The following is an 18,435-nucleotide window of genomic DNA, read 5'->3' on the forward strand; positions in this document are numbered from 1 at the left end:
CGTTCTAGTCCAATTTCATTCAATAGTTCGTCTTGATCGCGCGGATCATCCTTTGCCACCACACCGGCGTGCTCAAACGATGGACGGTCTGCGGCGCGGGCGCCATGGTGCGGAGATCAACCGGGTTGGAAGCGCCGTAAAGCGCGAGTCCCGCCAAGGTCGCGAAAGCCGGGCCGCTATGCGCCTCCGGCATCGCCGAAAGTCCGCGCGGCCGGCCGATCCGCACCGCGCGGCCTAGCGCGCCCTGGGCATAGTCGGCCACGCCCTTCATTTCCGCGCCGCCGCCGGTCAGCACCACCTGCCGCCCGGTCGAATGGAAGCCCATGCCGGCAAGCGCCGCATTCACCTCGGTCATGATCTGGTTCAACCGCTCGCAGATGACGCCGACCAGCGCGGCGCGGGTGATCTTGCCACCTTCCGCATTGGGGCCGGCCGCCTGCCCGCTCGCGGCGACGTCACCATGGGGCGGCGCGATCTCGATCATTTCGCGGAAATCGCGCGGGTTCTGCATCGCTGAGCCGTAGAAGCATTTGATCCGCTCCGCCTGGCTGCGGCGGATGCCGAAAGCGGACGCGATGTCGTCGGTGATGTCCGACGCACCCATGGGGATCGAGTGCAGCCCGACAAGCATCCCGCCGGCATAGAGCGACACGTTGGTGACGCCCGCCCCCATCTCCACCAATGCGACGCCAAGGTCGCGCTCCTCTTCCGACAGGCAGGCAAGCCCAGTGGCGATCGGCGATGCGACGATCGAATTGACGTTGAGATATGCCCCCCGCACGCACAGGTCCAGATTGGCAAGCGGCGCGCCGTCGGCCAGCACGACATGAATATCGACGCCCAGCAGATCGGCGTGCATGCCCAAGGGCTTCTTGACCGGCACCTTACCGTTGATGGTGAAGCAGGTGGGCTGGGCATGGAGCACGATGCGGCCGTCGGGATCGATGCCCTGCTGGCCGGTGGTGAGGAGGTCGTCGATATCGGCCTGCTCGATGCGGTATCCGCCCATGTCGCGTTCGACCGTGACGACATCGCTGACGAGGGAGCCGCCCGAGAAGCTGACCCACACATCTTCGATATTGGTGCCCGCGACCCGCTCCGCCTGCTCCACCGTCTCGCGCACGGCGAGTTCGGTCCGCTCCATGTCGGCGATGAAGCCGCGCCGCACGCCCCGGCTCTCGCGCTGCCCGGTGCCCAGGATCGCGAGTTCGCCGGTGTCGGTGCGGCCAGCGATCAGCGCCGACACTTTCCAGGAGCCAATGTCGACCGCCGTGATGAGCTTTTCGACCTTGGGCTGCGCCATGGGACTTAGCCTTCCTCGCCTTCGCCCGAGGGCTTGACCGCTACGCCGTCCGCCGGCTTCTCCTCGACCCGGCCCTGCGGCAGGCGAAGGACGAAGCGGTCAGGATCGCGCATGTCGAACTTCACGATGCCGCGCCCGAGCAGCCGGTTGACCCCGTCCATCCGCGCGAAATTGACCAAAGCCGACGCCGAATCCTTCGCGCCCTCCGGCAGGGAAAGCGTCTCGCCCGATTGAAAGCGCAAGTCCCAGCGCCGGTTCCCGACCCAGGTCGCGCCCGCCAGCATGGGTTTGAGCGCCGGGGCGTTTTCCATCAGCGTGTTGAGCCCGGCCGTCTGGCGATTGGCGTTGGGTCCGACGACCAGAGGAAGGTCAGGCATGGCGCTCGCCGACACCGACTGGAGCACGACGCCATTCACGTCGATCAGGTGCAGCTTGCCGCCATGTTGCCACACCGCGACGGGATCGCGCTCGACGATATCGACCACCAGCGTGTCGGGCAGGCGGCGGGATATGCGCGCGTCCTTGACCCAGCCGAGCTTCAGCATCTCCTGCCGCACCTTGGGCAGATCGAGCGAGAGCATCGAGCGATCGACCTGGCCGAGCGCGATATTATAGACCGGCAGCTCGTCCATCCGCTCGACGCCGCGCACCTCGACCTTGTCGACCTCAAAGCCCGCGCGGGCGGCGATTTCGGCCGCCTGCTGCTTCGCCATGCCCGGCAGGCCAGCGAAGATGGCGATGGCGACCGCGAAGCCGGCGACGATTCCCACGATCGCCCAGGTCGCCATGCGCTGGAGAGTCGCTTCGCTGACGGGCAGCAGCTCGATCAGCCGGTCGAGGCTGCTCTTGCGCTTGAGCGCACGGCCGCCGTTGCGGGTCGCGCGTCCCTTGGCGCTGCTGAGGCGGGCGGTGCCGCCGCGCCGGATGCGTGCTTCAGCCATCTGCCTTCCCCCCGGCGCGTTCCAGCGCCTCCTCCACGATCATCTCGACCAGAGTCGGATAGTCAATCCCCAGCTTCGCCGCCTGTTCGGGGACGAGGCTCAAGGGCGTCATGCCCGGCTGGGTGTTGACCTCCAGCAGGAAGAGCCCCTCGACACCCAGCCTGTCGTCCCAGCGGAAATCGGAGCGCGATGCGCCCTTGCAGCCGAGCAGCTGGTGCGCGCGCAGCGCGATCGCCTTGCACGCCTCGCTAATCTCCGGCGGAATGTCGGCAGGGCAGACATGCTCGGTCATGCCGTCGGTATATTTGGCGTCGAAATCGTAGAAGCCGCTCTTGGGCCTGAGTTCTGTGACCAACAACGCCTCTTCGCCCAGCACGGCGGTCGTCAGTTCGCGGCCGCGAATATAGGGTTCGGCGAGAAGTTGCGGAAAATCCTGCCAAGGGCCGATGCTGTCGCGAGCGATGGGGTTGCCGTAATTGCCCTCCGCCGTAACGATGGCGACGCCCACAGAGCTACCTTCGTTGACGGGCTTCAGCACATAGGGGCGCGGCAGCGGATCGCCAACGAACAGGCTTTCGCTGTCCACGATATGGCCGCCGGGCATGGGGATGCCATGCGGCACCAGCGCCTGCTTGGTCAGCTGCTTGTCGATGGCGATGACCGAGGTGGCGAGGCCCGAGTGGGTGTAGGTGAGGCCCATCAGGTCCATCAGGCCCTGGATCGTCCCGTCCTCGCCGGGAACGCCGTGCAGCGCGTTGAAGACGACGTCCGCCTTGGCTTCAGCGAGCCGCTGCGCGACATCGCGGTCCATGTCGATGCGGGTGACGCGATGGCCGCGCTGCTCCAGCGCCTTGGCGACCCCCTCCCCGCTCGACAGCGACACCGGCCGCTCCGCCGACCAGCCGCCCATCAGGACAGCGACATGCCAGGGGCCACGGGTCACTTGCTCACCCCCACGCGCTGGATTTCCCATTCGAGTTCAACACCGCTTTTCTCCCGCACCCGCCGACGCACTTCCTCGCCCAGCGCTTCGATGTCGGCGCTGGTGGCCTCGCCCAGGTTTAGCAGGAAATTGGTGTGCTTTTCGCTGACCTGTGCGCCGCCGATCTTCAGGCCGCGACAGCCGGCTTCGTCCACCAACTGCCATGCCTTGTGCCCGTCCGGGTTCTTGAAGGTCGATCCGCCGGTCTTGCTGCGCAGCGGCTGGCTTTCCTCGCGCGCGGCGGCGATACGGTCCATCTCGGCCTGGATCGCAGCAGGTTCGCCGGGATGGCCGCGGAAGGTTGCGCTGACCACGACCGCACCTTCGGGCAGAAGCGAGTGGCGGTAGGTGTAGCCCAGGTCGGCGTTGGTGAGCGTCACCTGCTCGCCCGAGCGTAGCACGACCTGTGCTTCCACCAATATGTCGCACGTCTCGCGCCCATAGGCTCCGCCGTTCATGCGGACGAAGCCGCCGACCGTGCCGGGGATCGAGCGGAGGAATTCAAGGCCCGCGATACCAGCGTCGCGAGCGGTAGAGGATACAAGAATGCCAGAAGCGCCCCCACCGCAGATGAGCGTCGTTGCATCATGTTGCTCTACCGTAGCGAAGGGCTTGCCGAGGCGTACAACCACGCCCGGCACGCCGCCGTCCCGTACGATGAGGTTGGAGCCGAGGCCCAGCGCCATCACCGGCACCGAAGGTTCGAGATCACGCAGGAATGCGGAGAGGTCGTCGGCATCTTTGGGCTCGAACAGCCATTGCGCCTCCCCGCCCGCCTTGAACCAGACGAGCGGCGCGAGCGGCGCATCAGCTTTCAACGCGCCGCGTACGGAAGGAAGGGCGATCGTCGCCGTCACGCGGCCTCCTTCACCTTTGCCGCGACCGCGTCCGCGAGGCCCGCCGCCCATTTGGTGATGTCGCCCGCGCCGAGGCAGATGACCATGTCGTCGGCCTGGATGTCCGCGGCGATATGCGCGGCAAGGTCGTCCGCGTCGGCGACGGTCGAGGCGTTGCGATGCCCGCGCCGCTTGAGGCCCGCGACCAGCGCGGCGCTGTCCACGCCCTCGATCGGCTGCTCGCCCGCGGTATAGACGGGCGCGGCATAGACGATGTCGGCGTCGTTGAACGCCTGCTGGAACTCGTCCATCAGATCGTGCAGGCGGGTGAAGCGGTGCGGCTGGACCACGGCGATGACGCGGCCCTTGGCCCCTTCCCGCGCGGCGGCGAGCACCGCCCTGATCTCGACCGGGTGATGGCCATAATCGTCGATGACGGAGGCGGCGCCCTCGCCCACCGCGATCTCGCCCACCTTGGTGAAGCGGCGCTTGACCCCGCCGAACTTGGCGAAACCGGTCTGGATCGTCGCGTCGTCGATGCCCATGTGCAGCGCGACGCCGATCGCGGCCATGGCATTGAGGACATTGTGCCGGCCGGGCATCGGCATCTCGATCCCCTCGATCCGGCGGGTCGAGCCATCGCGCTCGCGGATCTGCACGTCGAAACGGTTGCCGCCGGGGATGGGCTGGACATTGTCCCCGCGAATGTCGGCTTGCGCGGAAAAGCCGTAGGTGACGATCCGCCGGTCCTGCACGCGCGGCAGGATCGCCTGGACTTCCGGGTGATCGAGGCACAGCATCGCCGCGCCATAGAACGGCACGTTGCCGACAAACTCGACGAAGGCGTCCTTCACCCGGTCGAAACTGCCATAATGGTCGAGATGCTCGGGATCGATGTTGGTGACGACGGCCAGCGTGCCGTCGAGCCGCAGGAAGCTGCCGTCGCTCTCGTCCGCCTCGACCACCATCCAGTCGCTGTTGCCCAGCCGTGCGTTCGAGCCATAGCTGTTGATGATGCCGCCGTTGATGACCGTCGGATCCACCCCGCCCGCGTCGAGCAGCGCCGCGACCATCGATGTCGTGGTGGTCTTCCCATGCGTGCCCGCCACCGCGACCGTCGATTTGAGGCGCATCAGTTCGGCCAGCATCTCCGCGCGACGGATGACGGGGATGCGGTTCTCCAGCGCCAGCTCGACCTCCGGATTGCCGCGCTTGATCGCGGTGGACGTGACCACCACGGCGGCATCGCCCAGATTTTCGGCATTGTGGCCGATCATCACCTTGATACCCTTTTTCCGCAGCCCTTCGATCACATAGCCTTCGGCCATGTCGCTGCCCTGCACGGTGTATCCAAGATTGTGCATCACCTCGGCGATACCGGACATACCGATGCCGCCGATGCCGATGAAATGGATCGTGCCGATGTCGGTGCCGACACCCTTCATGCGGGAACTCCCTGGAGATTGAGCGTGGTCGGCGTCGGCCCGACCTTGATCGGATCGTTCATGATCGGGGCCTTGCCGATGCTTTCCAGCAGGTCCGCCATGTCGCGCGCCGCATTGGGGCGGCCGCAGGTCCAGGCGCGCTTGGCCGCGTTCTGGAGCGCGCCGGGCTCCATCGCCATCTTCTGCATCTGCTTGGCGAGTTCAACGGCGGTAAATCGCGCTTGCGAAATGGTGCGCGCGCCGCCCGCGTCGGTCATTTCCTTCGCGTTGGCGGTCTGGTGATCGTCCATCGCACTGGGCAGCGGAATAAGGATCGCCGGGCGTCCGGCGCAGGTCAATTCCGCCAGCGTCGAGGCGCCCGCACGCGCGATCACAAGGTGCGACCAGCCCAGCTTTTCGGGCACATCGTTGAAATAAGTGGCGAGGTCGGCGGGAATTTCCATCTCCGCATAGAGTTTCCGCACGCGCTCGATATCCTCGGCGCGGCACTGCTGCGTCACCTGGAGCCGGCGGCGCAGCGCGACAGGGAGCATCGACAGTCCCTCTGGCACGACGCTGGACAGGATCGTCGCGCCCTGGCTGCCGCCGATCACCAGCACGCGGAACACGCTTTCGTCGGTCAGCACGGGGAATTCCTCCTCGCGCAACTGCTTCACTTCCTCCCGCACTGGGTTGCCGACCAGATGCACCTTGCCGGCATGGCGGGGCTTCAACCGCTGCACGTCGGGATAGGCGGTGGCGATGGCGTTCACTCGTCCCGCCAACAGCCGGTTGACGCGGCCGAGCACGGCATTCTGCTCATGGATCGCGGTGGGCACGCCGTCCGCCAGCGCGCCGAGCAACGCCGGCATGGCGGGATAGCCACCGAAGCCCACGACAGCGGTCGGCCGGAAGGTTTCGTTCAGGCGGCGCGCCATCGCCCGGCCGGCCAGGATAGCCTTCAACGCACCGGGCCAGCTCATCGGGTTCTTCGTCATGCGCCCAGCGGGCATCACATGCACCTGGGCGCTTTCGAAAATGCCGGGGATCTTCGCGCCGCGCTCGTCGGTGACCAGCGCCACGCGATGGCCGCGCGCCATCAGCTCCTCAGCCACCGCATGGGCGGGAATCATATGGCCCCCCGTCCCGCCGGCGGCGAGGACGAAGTGACGGGAAATGCTCATCGGCCGCTCCATTTGACGACGGTATGCCGGCCCATGAAGGGATTGCGCCGCGTGAAGGCGAGCAGCAGGCCGACCCCGATACAAAGCGCGAGCATAGAAGAGCCGCCGTAGCTGATAAAGGGCAGCGTCATGCCCTTGGACGGAAAAATCTGCGCGTTGACGCCCATGTTGATGATCGCCTGAAGCCCGAACTGGGTCGTGAGGCCGGCGGCGGCGAGAATGGTGAACACATCCTCCTCGTCCAGCAGCCGCAGCAACACGCGCACCACGATGGCGAGATAGACGCAGGCGATGGCGATGCAGGCGAGCAGGCCGAATTCCTCGCCGATCACGGAAAAGATATAGTCGGTATGCGCTTCGGGCAGGCGGAACTTGTTGAGGCCGCCGCCCGGCCCTACGCCGGTGAAGCCGCCATGGGTGATGGTGCGGAAGGCAAGATCGGTCTGGTCCGGCCCTGCGTCCATCTGGACGCCGATGCCAAGGAAATCGTTGATCCGCTGCCGGCCATTTTCATAGAACATATAGGCCGCGACCAGCCCCGCCAGCCCCGCGCCGCCCAGCATCGCGATCCAGCGCATCTCCAGCCCCGAGAGCAGCAGCAAACAGCCCCAACAAGCGAGGAAGATCACAGTCTGGCCGAAATCGGGCTGCTTCATCAGGATGGCGGCGATCAGCAGTGTCAGCGCCCCGGTCAGCGGCACCACCGGCAGGGTCGCATCCTTGGCCCGCAGCGACAGCAGCCAGGCGAGGGTCACGACATAAGCGGGCTTCAGGAATTCGGACGGCTGGAAGCGGAAGCCCGGCAGGTCGATCCAGCGTTTCGCCCCGTTCACCACCGATCCCAGCAGCGGCACGCATAGCAGCATGATGAAGAAGAAGGCGCACAGGAATATCGCCAGCCGCCGCGCCTGCGGCCGGGGCAGCATGGAAATGACGAGCATGATGGGCAAGCCGAGGAACACCCACATCAGCTGGCGATAGAAATAGAGCAGCGGATTTACGGCGACCGTGGCGGTCGAGCGATCGATCGCGGCGACGGGCGACGCGGCGGCGACGGCGACCAGCCCGATCGCCATCAGCGTGACGATCAGCGACAGGAGGACGCGGTCGATCTCCCAGAACCAGATCGCAAGCGCGGTGCGCTCACGCGGGACGGTGCGGGTCTTGAAACCCTTCACCAGTTCGCCCGGTTTGAACATCCCTGTCGTGCCTTCCCTGTTCATGCCCCAGCCCCCGCTGAATTCACTCGAGTGCTTCGACCGCCGCGACGAACGCATCCCCGCGCGCCTCGAAGTCGCGGAACTGATCGAAACTGGCGCAGGCGGGCGAGAGCAGCACGACGTCGCCCGGCTGGGCGATGCGCGCGGCGCGGCGGACGGCGGCGCTTAGCATCTCGCTGTCATCGACCGCCATATGCGGGCGCAGCAGATCGGCGAACATATGGCCCGCTTCGCCGATGGTGTAGGCGTGGGCGACATTGGCGAAATGGGGCGCGCACTCGTCCAGATTGTCGGTCTTGGCAAGGCCGCCGACGATCCAGTGGATGCGGGCCTTGCCCTCGTTCGCCGGCCAGGCGGCGAGCGCTGGCGCGGTGGAGGCGGGATTGGTCGCCTTGCTGTCGTTGACGTAGAGGACGCCGTTGCGCGTGGCGACCGCCTGCATCCGGTGGGGGAGCGAGGCGTAGCTGGCGAGCGCGTTGGCGATGGTCGCTTCGTCGATACCGATCGCCTTGGCGACGGCAATGGCGACAGCAGCGTTCTGCGCGTTGTGTGGCCCTTGAAGGGCGGGCCAGCCGAGTTGATCGACGGGATCGATGTCGGTCGATTGCACCTTCATCACGCCAAATTTTTCCGCGTCATCCCCGCGCAGGCGGGGATCCATCTCCGCCTCGTTGGATCCTGACGCAAGGTCGGGAGATGGGTTCCCGCCTTCGCGGGAATGACGGACGGTAGAGAGGATGGACCGGCTCGGCTCATCCTCCGTCGCGATTACCGCGACATGGCCGGCCGACTGCATCGAAAACAGCCGCGCCTTCGACGCGACATAGCCCTCGAACCCATCGTACCGATCCAGATGATCGGGCGTGATGTTGAGCAGAACCGCGACATCGCAGTCGAGGCTGCGGGTCAAGTCGATCTGGTAGCTCGACAGTTCCAGCACATAGACGCCGGGGCCTTTGAGGTTCGGCTCCAGCGGCGGCTGGCTCAGGATCGGGAGGCCGATATTGCCACCCATGACCGTCGGAATGCCCGCCTGTTCGATGATGTGGTGGATCAGCGCCGTGGTGGTCGACTTGCCGTTGGTGCCGGTGATCCCCACGACCTTGTGCGGGGGCAGCGTCGGGCGGGCGAGCGCGAACAGTTCGATGTCGCCGATGATCGGCACGCCGGCAAGTCTGGCACGCATGGTAATGGGGTGGCGGTTCAAGGGCACGCCCGGCGATACGACGATGCCGTCGAACCCGGCGAGGTCGATCTCCATCGGATCGCCCAGTTCCGCCCGGCCCTCTACCAGCGTGCGCGCTTCCTCGCGGCTGTCCCACGCGACCACGCGCGCACCGCTCGCCACCAGCGTCTCGACCGTGGCGAGGCCCGATCGCGCGAGGCCGAGGACGGCATATGTCTTGCCCGCAAAGGCGCTGCTGACGATCATCGCAGCTTCAACGTCGCAAGGCCGGCCAGCGCCAGCACGAAGGCGATGATCCAGAAGCGGATCACCACGGTCGGTTCGGCCCAGCCCAGTTGCTCGAAATGATGGTGGATAGGCGCCATTTTGAACACGCGCTTGCCGGTGCGCTTGTAGAAGAAGACCTGGATGATGACGCTCATCGCCTCCACCACGAACAGCCCGCCGATGATGCCGAGCACGATCTCATGGTGCGCCGTCACCGCGATCACACCGATCGTGCCACCAAGGGCAAGGCTGCCGGTGTCGCCCATGAACACGGCGGCGGGCGGCGCGTTGAACCAGAGGAAGGCAAGGCCCGAACCGATGATTGCGCCGCACAGGATGACGAGGTTGCCCGCCCCCGGCACATGCGGGATGCCGAGATATTCGGCGAAGTCCGCGCGGCCGACGAGATAGACGATCAGCAGGAAAGCCAAGCTCGCAATGATGACCGGCATAGTCGCCAATCCATCCAACCCGTCGGTCAGGTTCACCGCATTGCCAAACGCGACGATCACGAAGGCGGCGAAGCAGAAATAGAAGGGGCCAAGCTCGATCGCCGGGCCATTGTAGAAGGGCACATACAGCGCGGTGTTGCCATGGCTATGGACGATCATCCAGGCCGCGACCCCGGCGATCAGAAACTCGAAGAGCAGGCGCATCTTGCCAGACAGCCCCTTGTGGCTGGCCTTCGTCACCTTGTCATAATCGTCGAGGAAGCCGATCGCGCCAAAGCCCAAAGTCACGAACAGACAGGCCCAGACATAGATGGAGCTAAGGTCCATCCACAGAAGGACCGACGAGACCATCGACGTCAGAATCATGAGCCCGCCCATGGTGGGCGTGCCCCGCTTGGCAAGGTGGCTCTGCGGGCCGTCGTCACGGATCGGCTGCCCCTTACCCTGCCGTACCCGCAGCCAGCCGATGAACTTGGGACCGATGACGAGGCCGATCAGCAACGCGGTGGCGATCGACGCGCCCGCGCGGAAGGACAGATAGCGTATGAGGTTGAACACCCCCGCGAAATCAAGCGTCTGGGCAAGCCAGTAGAGCATCAGTCACTATCTCCGTCGCGGGCGGCGTCGGCAAGGGCGGCGACGAGGCGGGAGAGGCCCACCCCGTTCGAGCCCTTGACCAGGATCGCGTCGCCCGCGCGCATTTCGGTCTGGATGAGGGGGATGGCCGAGGCGGTGTCGGGCACATGGGCATGGGGCACGGTGGTGAGCGCGCTGGCGAGCGGCTGCATCTCCGCGCCGACCAAAATGGCGTAATCGACCTGCGCGCCCTCAATCGGGGCGGCAAGGCCGGCATGGAGGTCCGCGCTCTGCTCGCCCAGTTCGCGCATTCCGCCCAATATGGCAATGCGACGGCCGGCCTTCTCGCGGCCAAGCTGCTTCAAGGTCGCGGCCATGGAGAGCGGATTGGCGTTGTAGCTTTCGTCGATCAGCAGCGCCTCGCCACCCGCGACCGGCAGGATGCGCCGCTCGCCCCGCCCCGGCAGGCCCGGCATTTCCGCCAGCGCAAGGCCAGCCGCCGCGAGATCGCCGCCGATCGCCTCGACCGCCGCCAGCACCGCAAGCGCGTTCGACACCCAGTGGTCACCCGGCGCGGCGATGGTGAAGCAGATTTCGGCGTCGGGCAACCGCGCCGTCACCAGCGTGCCGCCGCCCGGCGCGGGCACAGCCTCAAGCGCGCGGACATCGGCCTCGCCGCTCATGCCGAAGGTCAGGATGCGCCCGGCATGGCGCTCCGCCTTGTTGTAGAGCAACGCGACATGCGGGCTGTCATAGGGGATGATCGCCGTGCCGCCGGGTTCCAACCCCTCGAATATTTCGGCCTTGGCCTCTGCGATCTTCGCTTCGGTGCCGAAAAACTCGATATGGGCGGGCGCGATGGCGGTAACGATCGCGACATGGGGTCGCACCTGCCGGGTCAGCGCGGCGAGTTCGCCGGCATGGTTCATGCCCATCTCGAACACGCCGAACGCGCTGTCGCGGTCCATGCGGGCGAGGCTCAAGGGCACGCCGACATGGTTGTTGTAGCTCTTGACCGAGCGATGCACGTCACCCGGCGCGGCGCGATCGAGCGCCTGGAACAGAGCTTCCTTGGTGCCGGTCTTGCCGACCGAGCCGGTGACGCCGATCACCTTGCCCGCCATCCGCCTGCGCGATGCCTTCCCCAGCGCTTCGAGCGCGGCCGCGCTATCGGGGACGAGGATGTGGGGATGATCGACGGGGGTGCTGACGATCGCGCCGGCTGCCCCCTGCCCGAACGCCTTGTCGACGAACTTATGGCCGTCGGTCGTCTCGCCCTTCATCGCGACGAACAGGTCGCCGGGGCCGACTTCGCGGCTGTCGAAGGCGACGCCCGAAACGGCGAACGGCGCCGACGCGGCGCCGCCCGTGGCTTGCACGATCTCCGCCGAGGTCCAGAGCGGGGTCATGGACACACAACCCCGTTCGGTGTGGGAGTGTGGCATGTCACCCCGCGCACTCCCGCGCGACGGTCACGTCGTCGAAAGGCAGCACCCGGTCGCCGATGATCTGGCCCTGCTCATGCCCCTTGCCCGCCAGCAGCACGATGTCGTCCGCGCCGGCCATGCGGATCGCGGCGGCGATGGCGGCGCGCCGCCCGCCGATTTCTTCCGCCCCCGGCGCACCCGCCAGCACGGCGGCGCGGATGGCGGAGGGTTCCTCTGACCGGGGATTGTCGTCGGTCACGATCACATGGTCGGACAGCTCGGCCGCGACCTTGCCCATCAGCGGGCGCTTGCCCGCGTCACGATCCCCGCCTGCGCCGAACAGGGTGATGAGCCGCCCGCGCGTATGCGGCCGCAGCGCCTCGATCGCGGCGCGCAGGCCATCGGGCGTGTGCGCATAGTCGACATAGACCGGCGCACCCGCCCGTGTGATGACCGCGCGCTCCAGCCGCCCGCGCACCGGCTGCACCCGGCCGAGCAGTTCGAGAACCTTGCCGGTATCGCCGCCGGTCGCGATGACGAGGCCGGCAGCCACCAGCGCATTGGCAGCCTGATAGGCGCCGATCAGCGGCAGGTTGACCTTGTAAGCCTTCCCATCCGCCTCGATTTCCAGCGTCTGGCCAAGTTGGGTCGGGGTGCGATTGACGAGACGAAGCCCCTCCCCCTGCACCCCGACGCTCAGCAGGCGAAGCCCGCGCTTACGCGCCCGATCGATCGCTTTCGACGACCATTCGTCGTCCGCCCAGATGACGGCATGACCGGTCGCATTCACCACTTCATCGAACAGCCGCATCTTGGCGTCGAAATAGGCGTCCATGTCGCCATGATAGTCGAGATGATCGCGCGACAGGTTGGTAAAAGCGCCGGCTACGACCGGCAGCCCTTCGGTGCGATACTGGTCGAGGCCATGGCTCGACGCCTCGAACGCGGCATGGGTGATACCCTCGCGCTTGAGGCCCGCCATATTCGCGAGGAAGGTGACGATGTCGGGCGTGGTGAGGCCGGTTGAAACCTGATCGACCGATGTGGTGACGCCCAGCGTCCCGATCGAGGCGGACTTCTGCCCCAGCATCCGCCAGAGCTGGCGGGTGAGTTCGACCGTGCTGGTTTTGCCGTTGGTGCCGGTGACGGCGACGGTTGTGTCGGGGAAGGGCGCGAAATAGCGCGCCGCCATCAGCGCAAAGACCCGGCGGGGGTTGGCATGGGCGATATGGAACGCGCCGTCCACATCAGCTTCTGGCCGGGCGACGACCGCGACCGCGCCGGCCCGCACCGCGTCGGCGATATAATCCTCGCCATTGACGCGCAGTCCCTGGAACGCGCCGAACACCGTGCCGGGTGCGACCTTGCGATTGTCGATGGCGAAACCGGACACGGGCATGTCGAGGCCGGCGCCAGCGCCAGCCCCGACATCCAGCCCCTCGATCAGCGACCCGAGACGCATCATTCCTTCTCCTTGTCGCCGTGCAGCAGCGGCATCAGATCGGATATATCCACGTCGCGGCGCTCGTCAGGCACGACGCCCAGCATCGGCCCGGTGCGCTCGATCACCCGCTTGACCACCGGCGCGGCGGTCCAGGCGGCGGTCCGCAGGCCGAATGTCTGGGCATTGCCCTTGGGCTCGTCCATCATGGCGAGCACGACATAGCGGGGATTGTCCATCGGAAAGGCGGACGCGAAAGTCGTCACCAGCGAACTCTTGTTGTAGCGGCCCTCTTCGGGCTTTTCTGCCGAACCCGTCTTGCCGCCCACCCGGTAACCCTTGGCGTCGGCGCTTCGCCCTGTACCCGCCGCCACGATCATCCGCAACAGCTGGCGCATACGCGCGCTGGTGGCGGCAGAAAAGACGCGGCGGCCCGCCGGCACTTCGCCCTGCTCCAGCTTGCGGAGGGTCGCGGGCCGCCACAAACCGCCATTGACCAAAGCGGCATAGGCGCTGGCGAGATGCAGAGGGGTGACGGCGATGCCGTGGCCGTAGGACACGGTCATGGTGGTGATCCGCCCCCAGTTGACCGGCCACAATGTTCCCGCGCGCTCCTTGAGCTCGATCGGCGCACGCTGGTCGAAATGGAGGCTGCGGAACATGTCCTGCATCGGCTGCGCGCCCATTTCGTCGGCGATGCGGGCGGTGGCGATATTGGAGCTGTGTACCAGCGTTTCGGGCACGTTGATCCAGCGGCCGAGCGGATGGTCGTCCTTGATGCGGAAACCCGCGACCGCGAGCGGCGCGGTGGCGTCATAGCGCTTGCTCATCGAGGTGACCACGCCGCGATCCATGGCGGTCGCGATCGAAAGCGGCTTGAAGGTCGATCCCAGCTCGTAGCGCGCCTGGACGATATGGTTGCAGAGCGGCGAGTCGCTGCACTTCTTGCCGGCGTAATTCTGCAGCTTGTTGGGATCGAACACCGGGATCGAAGCCATGGCGATCACTTCGCCGGTGTTGGCGTCCAGAATGATGCCGCCTGCCCCCTTGGCGCTATGGGCAACCATCTGGGCATAAAGCTCGCTTTCCAGCGCGCCCTGAACCCGACTGTCGATCGACAGGGCAAAGGGCTTGCCGCGCAGCGCCGGATCGATCAGCCGGTCGTTGAACGCCGCTTCCACCCCCATGCCGCCGGTGCCTTCGCTATTGGGTGCAAAGCCCAGCACATGGGCGGCCAGCGAACGCTGGGGATAGAGCCGCTCCTTCTCGCGCGGGAATTCGATGCCGATCTCGCCCAGCGCATTCACCGCCGCTACTTCTTCGGGCAGCGCGCGGCGGCGCAGATAGGCCCAGCCCTTGCCCTTCAGCTTCTTGTAGAAGCTAGCTTCCGGCTCGTCGGGAAAAATCTCGTGCAGCTTGCGCGCCAGTTCGGCAGGCTCGCCGATCAGCTTGTGCGGGCGCACCGCGATCGAATAGGCGTCCATCGTCCGCGCCAGTGGCACGCCGTTGCGATCGACGATGTCGGCGCGCGCGGGGACGAAGGCCGACAGCGCATCGTCACCGGCCGCCCCATGCGCGAAGATGCCGACCCAGCTCAACCGGCCGATCAGGATGGCGGTAATCGCCATGAACAGGATCAGCAGCAGCATCAGCCGGTTGTGCGCGATCGCGGTCAGGCTGACCCGCTGGCGCCCCGCCCGCGCGCCGCCCGGCTGAACGATGATCGTCGCCATCAGCGCGCCCCCTTCCGCTTTTCGCGCGCCGCCCGCGCGGTGAGATCGCCCAAGGTACTGTCGTCCAGCAGCTTGGCGTCGAGCATCGCCATCCGCTCCGCCTTGCGCGCGATCGGGTTGGGCTTGCTGACGTCGGCGTCGACCTTGGCCTGCTGCACGGGCGTCTTCCTCGCCGGCTTTTCCAGCTTGTCGACATTGTCGGCGGCATGGGCCTCGCGGATGACGGCGATGTCGCTGCGAATCTGGGTCGCGGCCGGGCTTTCGGGCACCTTCTGCGGCGCCGACGGCAGGTCGGCCGGGGTCTCCACCATCGCCACCATCACCGGCGGCGCGACATAATCGGGGCCGTTGGGCTGCACCCCGTCGAGATGCGCGAGCGCCTGCTCGCCGCCCAGATATTGCTGCGCCGTCGGCGTCGCATAGAGGAAGTCGTGCTGGTTCCAGCTTTCGAGCTGCCGCATCGAGGCGCGGGCGCTGAATTCCGTCTCCAGATAGCGGATGTCGGCCTTCGCCCGCGCGATCTGCGCGCGCACCTTCATGAGGTCGTTGCGCTCGGTCGCGACCTTCAGAGACACCATATAGGCCCCCAGTGCGCCCAGCGCGACCAGGATCACCCAGATCAGGCTCTGCAATCTCTTGACGGCGATCATGCGCGGACACTCCGGGCGGACGGGGGGACGGGGGCAGCGGTGCGGACGGCGCTGCGCAGCGTGGCGGACCGGGCGCGGGGGTTGCGCGCCAGTTCGGCCTCGCCCGCGCGCACTGCCTTGGCGGGCTTGGCGAAGGTCGGCGCGGCAGCGGCCGCGCGTTCGGGCAGATGACGCGACCCCCCCGACTCGCTGCCGCTGCGGTTGCGGAAAAATTGTTTGACGATGCGGTCTTCCAGGCTGTGGAAGGTGACGACCGCCAGCCGGCCGCCCTCCTCCAGCAGCGCCTCGGCCGCCTCCAGCCCGCGTTCCAGCTCCTCCAGTTCGCGGTTCACATGGATGCGGATTGCCTGAAAAGTCCGGGTCGCCGGGTCTTTCTTGTCGTGCGGCTTGTACCCCAGCGCGCGGCGGACCACGGCGGCAAGCTGTCCGGTGCGCTCCAGCGGGCGCGCGTCGACGATCGCGCGGGCGACGCGGCGGGAGCGCGGCTCCTCGCCATAGCGGTAGATGACATCGGCGATCTCCTCTTCCGGGGCGGTGTTGAGGAAATCGGCGGCGCTCATCCCGCTCTGCGCCATGGTCATGTCGAGCGGACCGTCGGCCTGGAAGGAAAAGCCCCGTTCCGCCCGGTCGAGCTGCATCGAGGAGACGCCGATGTCGAGCGTGACGCCCGACACGCGGGCGACGCCGCGTTCGGCGAGCAGCGCCTCCATCCGCGAAAATTCGCCGGGGATGAGGGTGATGCCATGCGCGTCCGCCACCCCCTGCCCTTCGCGGATCGCATCGGGGTCGCGATCGAAGGCGAAGACCCGCGCGCCGGCCCGCGCCATGGCGCTGGAATAGCCGCCCGCCCCGAACGTGCCGTCGACATGAACCTCGCAGGGGCTGATGGCGAGGGCGTCGAGCACTTCATCGAGGAGGACCGGGATATGCGGCGCCGCGGCGGACGTGGGCGCACTCACTTGCCGCCCTCCATGCGCGTTTCGAGCCAGCGCTTCACCTTGTTGCGGATCAGCGCCGGGCGATCCAGGCTGTCGACCAGCCGCTCGGGCTTCCAGATCTGGAAATAGCGACCGACGCCGTAGAAGAACACCGCGTCGGTGATGCCCGCTTCTTCCTTGATATCGGGGTGTAGGAAGAAGCGGCCGCCATCGTCGAAATTCACGTCCTCGATCATGCCCAGGCGATTCTCGCGCTCCAGATCGCCGTTGAAATCGCGCCCCGCCTCGCGCGCCAGACGCTCCAGTTCCTCGACCTCGTCGAACAGGAACTGCTTGTGCGACAGGCCGAATCCGGTGGCGCAGCCATTGTCGAGATGAATGGACAGGCAGAGCTTGTTGGCGCCGGCGCTGGCCTGGACGACCAGCTTGCGCATCTCCAGGGGCAGCACGAAGCGGCCTTTGCCGTCCGCGACGCTGAATGCGTTGCCCGAATAGAGAATGGCGTCCGACACGGTGAAAAGTGGCCCCTTTTCGATGGGGCACAGACTTCCCGCCGCCGGAATCGCGATCACGACTCCGAGCCCCAGGACTGATCGACGCCTGAAAACCCCAATGCCGATTACCTATCAAGCATGGGGCTATGTGGGAAGGGATTTTTTGGGTGAGGAAGGGACAGGCAGGTTAGAAATGGGACCAGCCGTTTTCCTTCACCTTTTCCTTGGTTTGCGCTGGTCCGGCGCGGGCCTGAAAAAGCGCCAGGATGCGGGGCAAGAGCAGCGCGCCCATCACTGCCCAGATCGTCCCGGCCAGCAGCGCCGCGCGCACGCCCGCCAGCACATCGGGCAGGTCGCGCATCCACCGCCGCTCGGCTACAGGCGCGCCGTCGAGCCAGCGGACCAGCAGCGCCGGTGTGTCCGCGCTCCAGACGCGCGGGTCGAGCGGCCGGGCGGGATCGGCGAGCCAGAGGCGATCGTCGATCGCATCCGCATCGCCCAGCAGAGTGACGGTGCCATTCCCGACCCGGCGTGTGACCGGCGTATCGCGATAAGCGCCCGACAAGGTGAGCAGAGCGCCTGTGCCTAAGAAACGGCGTATCTCCGCACCTTCCTGCACACCGGGCGCGAAACCCCATCGCGCAAGAATCGGGTCGAGCAGGCTGGTTGCCGGCGGCCGGCGTCGATCGCCGATCGGCAGGTCGGAGGGCCAGCGGAGCATCGGGTCCGCCAGAACCAGCGCCCGGCCGCCCGCCCGCACCCAACGGTCGATGGCTACCAGTTGGGCCGGCGTCAGTGCGCGCGGCTGGGCCAGCAGCAGGCGGCGCGCGCCTCTCTCTGGCAGTTGCGTCGGATCATCGAGTGGTCCGACGGTGAAGCGGGTCCGCAGCAGCGTCAGGATCGGCGCATCCCGCCGCCTGCCCTCCTCGTCCCAGAAGAGCGGCAGCGCGGTGACGACGATAAGGCCGGGACGATCCGGGACAGGCTGGACCGGCTGCGACGGTCCGCGCCAGAGCAGCAGCGCGGTCAGGGCAAGCAGCCCAAGTCCGACTATCGATCGCAGCCGTGCGCCGGTGAATGTCGCAGCCAAGGCTACAGCCACCAACCCCACCGCTGCACTCACCTCCGGCGGGCGGCCAGCCGCCAGCGCGCAGAAGATCAGCGCAGTCCCGGCGCTGCCCAGCGCCACCCAGATGAACGCCGCGTCGTCCCTCCGGCGCAGCAGACCCACCCCCGCCAGCACCAGCGCGGCGACGATGCTCCAGTCCCAAGGGTCGGTCTGCCCCGTCAGCCAGGCGCGACGGAGGCCAGCCAGGAATATCGCCAGCGCCGGGAGCCAGAGCCAAAGGAAGCGCCCGAACGCCCGGCGCAGCGCCGCCAT

General features: G+C 66.9%; 16 protein-coding genes. All 16 read right to left on the reverse strand.

Features of this window, described 5'->3' with window-relative positions:
- Positions 1 to 19: 19 nt before the first annotated feature.
- Complete coding sequence (ftsA, locus tag ACETPF_RS09075; RefSeq protein ID WP_373934128.1) at positions 20 to 1,303, reverse strand: cell division protein FtsA; 1,284 nt, start codon at positions 1,301 to 1,303, stop codon at positions 20 to 22.
- Between the two features lie 5 nt (positions 1,304 to 1,308).
- A complete protein-coding gene (locus tag ACETPF_RS09080; protein WP_373934129.1) occupies positions 1,309 to 2,244 on the reverse strand; it encodes a cell division protein FtsQ/DivIB in 936 nt (311 codons plus the stop codon).
- Positions 2,237 to 3,187, reverse strand: coding sequence for a D-alanine--D-alanine ligase (locus ACETPF_RS09085; protein WP_373934130.1), 951 nt, complete (start codon positions 3,185 to 3,187; stop codon positions 2,237 to 2,239). Before ACETPF_RS09085 ends, ACETPF_RS09080 begins: the two co-directional genes overlap by 8 nt.
- On the reverse strand, positions 3,184 to 4,134 hold the full coding sequence (gene murB, locus ACETPF_RS09090; protein WP_373934131.1) for a UDP-N-acetylmuramate dehydrogenase: 951 nt from the start codon (positions 4,132 to 4,134) through the stop codon (positions 3,184 to 3,186). The genes ACETPF_RS09085 and murB overlap by 4 nt, the downstream gene beginning before the upstream one ends.
- Entirely contained in the window at positions 4,080 to 5,507 is a 1,428-nt protein-coding gene (gene murC / locus ACETPF_RS09095; RefSeq protein WP_373934132.1) for a UDP-N-acetylmuramate--L-alanine ligase, read from the reverse strand. The genes murB and murC overlap by 55 nt, the downstream gene beginning before the upstream one ends.
- The gene (murG, locus tag ACETPF_RS09100) at positions 5,504 to 6,670 is read right to left on the reverse strand and encodes an undecaprenyldiphospho-muramoylpentapeptide beta-N-acetylglucosaminyltransferase (protein ID WP_373934133.1); all 1,167 of its coding nucleotides are present in this window, start codon (positions 6,668 to 6,670) and stop codon (positions 5,504 to 5,506) included. The genes murC and murG overlap by 4 nt, the downstream gene beginning before the upstream one ends.
- Positions 6,667 to 7,869, reverse strand: coding sequence for an FtsW/RodA/SpoVE family cell cycle protein (locus ACETPF_RS09105; protein WP_373934299.1), 1,203 nt, complete (start codon positions 7,867 to 7,869; stop codon positions 6,667 to 6,669). Before ACETPF_RS09105 ends, murG begins: the two co-directional genes overlap by 4 nt.
- Positions 7,870 to 7,912: 43 nt before the next feature.
- Complete coding sequence (gene murD / locus ACETPF_RS09110) at positions 7,913 to 9,322, reverse strand: UDP-N-acetylmuramoyl-L-alanine--D-glutamate ligase (RefSeq protein WP_373934134.1); 1,410 nt, start codon at positions 9,320 to 9,322, stop codon at positions 7,913 to 7,915.
- A complete protein-coding gene (gene mraY / locus ACETPF_RS09115) occupies positions 9,319 to 10,392 on the reverse strand; it encodes a phospho-N-acetylmuramoyl-pentapeptide-transferase (protein WP_373934135.1) in 1,074 nt (357 codons plus the stop codon). The genes murD and mraY overlap by 4 nt, the downstream gene beginning before the upstream one ends.
- The gene (locus ACETPF_RS09120; protein WP_373934136.1) at positions 10,392 to 11,780 is read right to left on the reverse strand and encodes a UDP-N-acetylmuramoyl-tripeptide--D-alanyl-D-alanine ligase; all 1,389 of its coding nucleotides are present in this window, start codon (positions 11,778 to 11,780) and stop codon (positions 10,392 to 10,394) included. The genes mraY and ACETPF_RS09120 overlap by 1 nt, the downstream gene beginning before the upstream one ends.
- A 37-nt stretch (positions 11,781 to 11,817) precedes the next feature.
- Positions 11,818 to 13,260 carry a UDP-N-acetylmuramoyl-L-alanyl-D-glutamate--2,6-diaminopimelate ligase gene (locus ACETPF_RS09125; RefSeq protein WP_373934300.1) on the reverse strand — a complete coding sequence of 481 codons (1,443 nt, stop codon included), beginning with the start codon at positions 13,258 to 13,260 and terminating at the stop codon, positions 11,818 to 11,820.
- Complete coding sequence (locus ACETPF_RS09130; RefSeq protein ID WP_373934137.1) at positions 13,260 to 14,972, reverse strand: peptidoglycan D,D-transpeptidase FtsI family protein; 1,713 nt, start codon at positions 14,970 to 14,972, stop codon at positions 13,260 to 13,262. Before ACETPF_RS09130 ends, ACETPF_RS09125 begins: the two co-directional genes overlap by 1 nt.
- Complete coding sequence (locus tag ACETPF_RS09135) at positions 14,972 to 15,622, reverse strand: colicin transporter (protein WP_373934138.1); 651 nt, start codon at positions 15,620 to 15,622, stop codon at positions 14,972 to 14,974. The genes ACETPF_RS09130 and ACETPF_RS09135 overlap by 1 nt, the downstream gene beginning before the upstream one ends.
- Complete coding sequence (gene rsmH / locus ACETPF_RS09140; RefSeq protein ID WP_373934139.1) at positions 15,619 to 16,581, reverse strand: 16S rRNA (cytosine(1402)-N(4))-methyltransferase RsmH; 963 nt, start codon at positions 16,579 to 16,581, stop codon at positions 15,619 to 15,621. The genes ACETPF_RS09135 and rsmH overlap by 4 nt, the downstream gene beginning before the upstream one ends.
- The gene (locus tag ACETPF_RS09145; RefSeq protein ID WP_373934301.1) at positions 16,578 to 17,072 is read right to left on the reverse strand and encodes a division/cell wall cluster transcriptional repressor MraZ; all 495 of its coding nucleotides are present in this window, start codon (positions 17,070 to 17,072) and stop codon (positions 16,578 to 16,580) included. Before ACETPF_RS09145 ends, rsmH begins: the two co-directional genes overlap by 4 nt.
- 169 nt (positions 17,073 to 17,241) lie before the next feature.
- Positions 17,242 to 18,435, reverse strand: a complete 1,194-nt coding sequence (locus tag ACETPF_RS09150) for a Gldg family protein (RefSeq protein WP_373934140.1) — start codon at positions 18,433 to 18,435, stop codon at positions 17,242 to 17,244.

The sequence above is a fragment of the Sphingobium agrisoli genome (assembly GCF_041877245.1).
GTDB lineage: Bacteria > Pseudomonadota > Alphaproteobacteria > Sphingomonadales > Sphingomonadaceae > Sphingobium.

Excerpts from the sequence above, each read along its gene's own strand:
- ftsA (WP_373934128.1), bottom strand. The coding sequence starts at position 1,303 with ATGGCGCAGCCCAAGGTCGAAAAGCTCATCACGGCGGTCGACATTGGC.
- ACETPF_RS09135 (WP_373934138.1), bottom strand. The coding sequence starts at position 15,622 with ATGATCGCCGTCAAGAGATTGCAGAGCCTGATCTGGGTGATCCTGGTC.
- ACETPF_RS09080 (WP_373934129.1), bottom strand. The coding sequence starts at position 2,244 with ATGGCTGAAGCACGCATCCGGCGCGGCGGCACCGCCCGCCTCAGCAGC.
- ACETPF_RS09130 (WP_373934137.1), bottom strand. The coding sequence starts at position 14,972 with ATGGCGACGATCATCGTTCAGCCGGGCGGCGCGCGGGCGGGGCGCCAG.
- mraY (WP_373934135.1), bottom strand. The coding sequence starts at position 10,392 with ATGCTCTACTGGCTTGCCCAGACGCTTGATTTCGCGGGGGTGTTCAAC.
- murB (WP_373934131.1), bottom strand. The coding sequence starts at position 4,134 with ATGGGCGGCGGGCCTCGCGGACGCGGTCGCGGCAAAGGTGAAGGAGGC.
- murC (WP_373934132.1), bottom strand. The coding sequence starts at position 5,507 with ATGAAGGGTGTCGGCACCGACATCGGCACGATCCATTTCATCGGCATC.
- ACETPF_RS09125 (WP_373934300.1), bottom strand. The coding sequence starts at position 13,260 with ATGCGTCTCGGGTCGCTGATCGAGGGGCTGGATGTCGGGGCTGGCGCT.
- ACETPF_RS09150 (WP_373934140.1), bottom strand. The coding sequence starts at position 18,435 with ATGGCGGCGCTGCGCCGGGCGTTCGGGCGCTTCCTTTGGCTCTGGCTC.
- murD (WP_373934134.1), bottom strand. The coding sequence starts at position 9,322 with ATGATCGTCAGCAGCGCCTTTGCGGGCAAGACATATGCCGTCCTCGGC.
- murG (WP_373934133.1), bottom strand. The coding sequence starts at position 6,670 with ATGAGCATTTCCCGTCACTTCGTCCTCGCCGCCGGCGGGACGGGGGGC.
- ACETPF_RS09120 (WP_373934136.1), bottom strand. The coding sequence starts at position 11,780 with ATGACCCCGCTCTGGACCTCGGCGGAGATCGTGCAAGCCACGGGCGGC.
- ACETPF_RS09105 (WP_373934299.1), bottom strand. The coding sequence starts at position 7,869 with ATGTTCAAACCGGGCGAACTGGTGAAGGGTTTCAAGACCCGCACCGTC.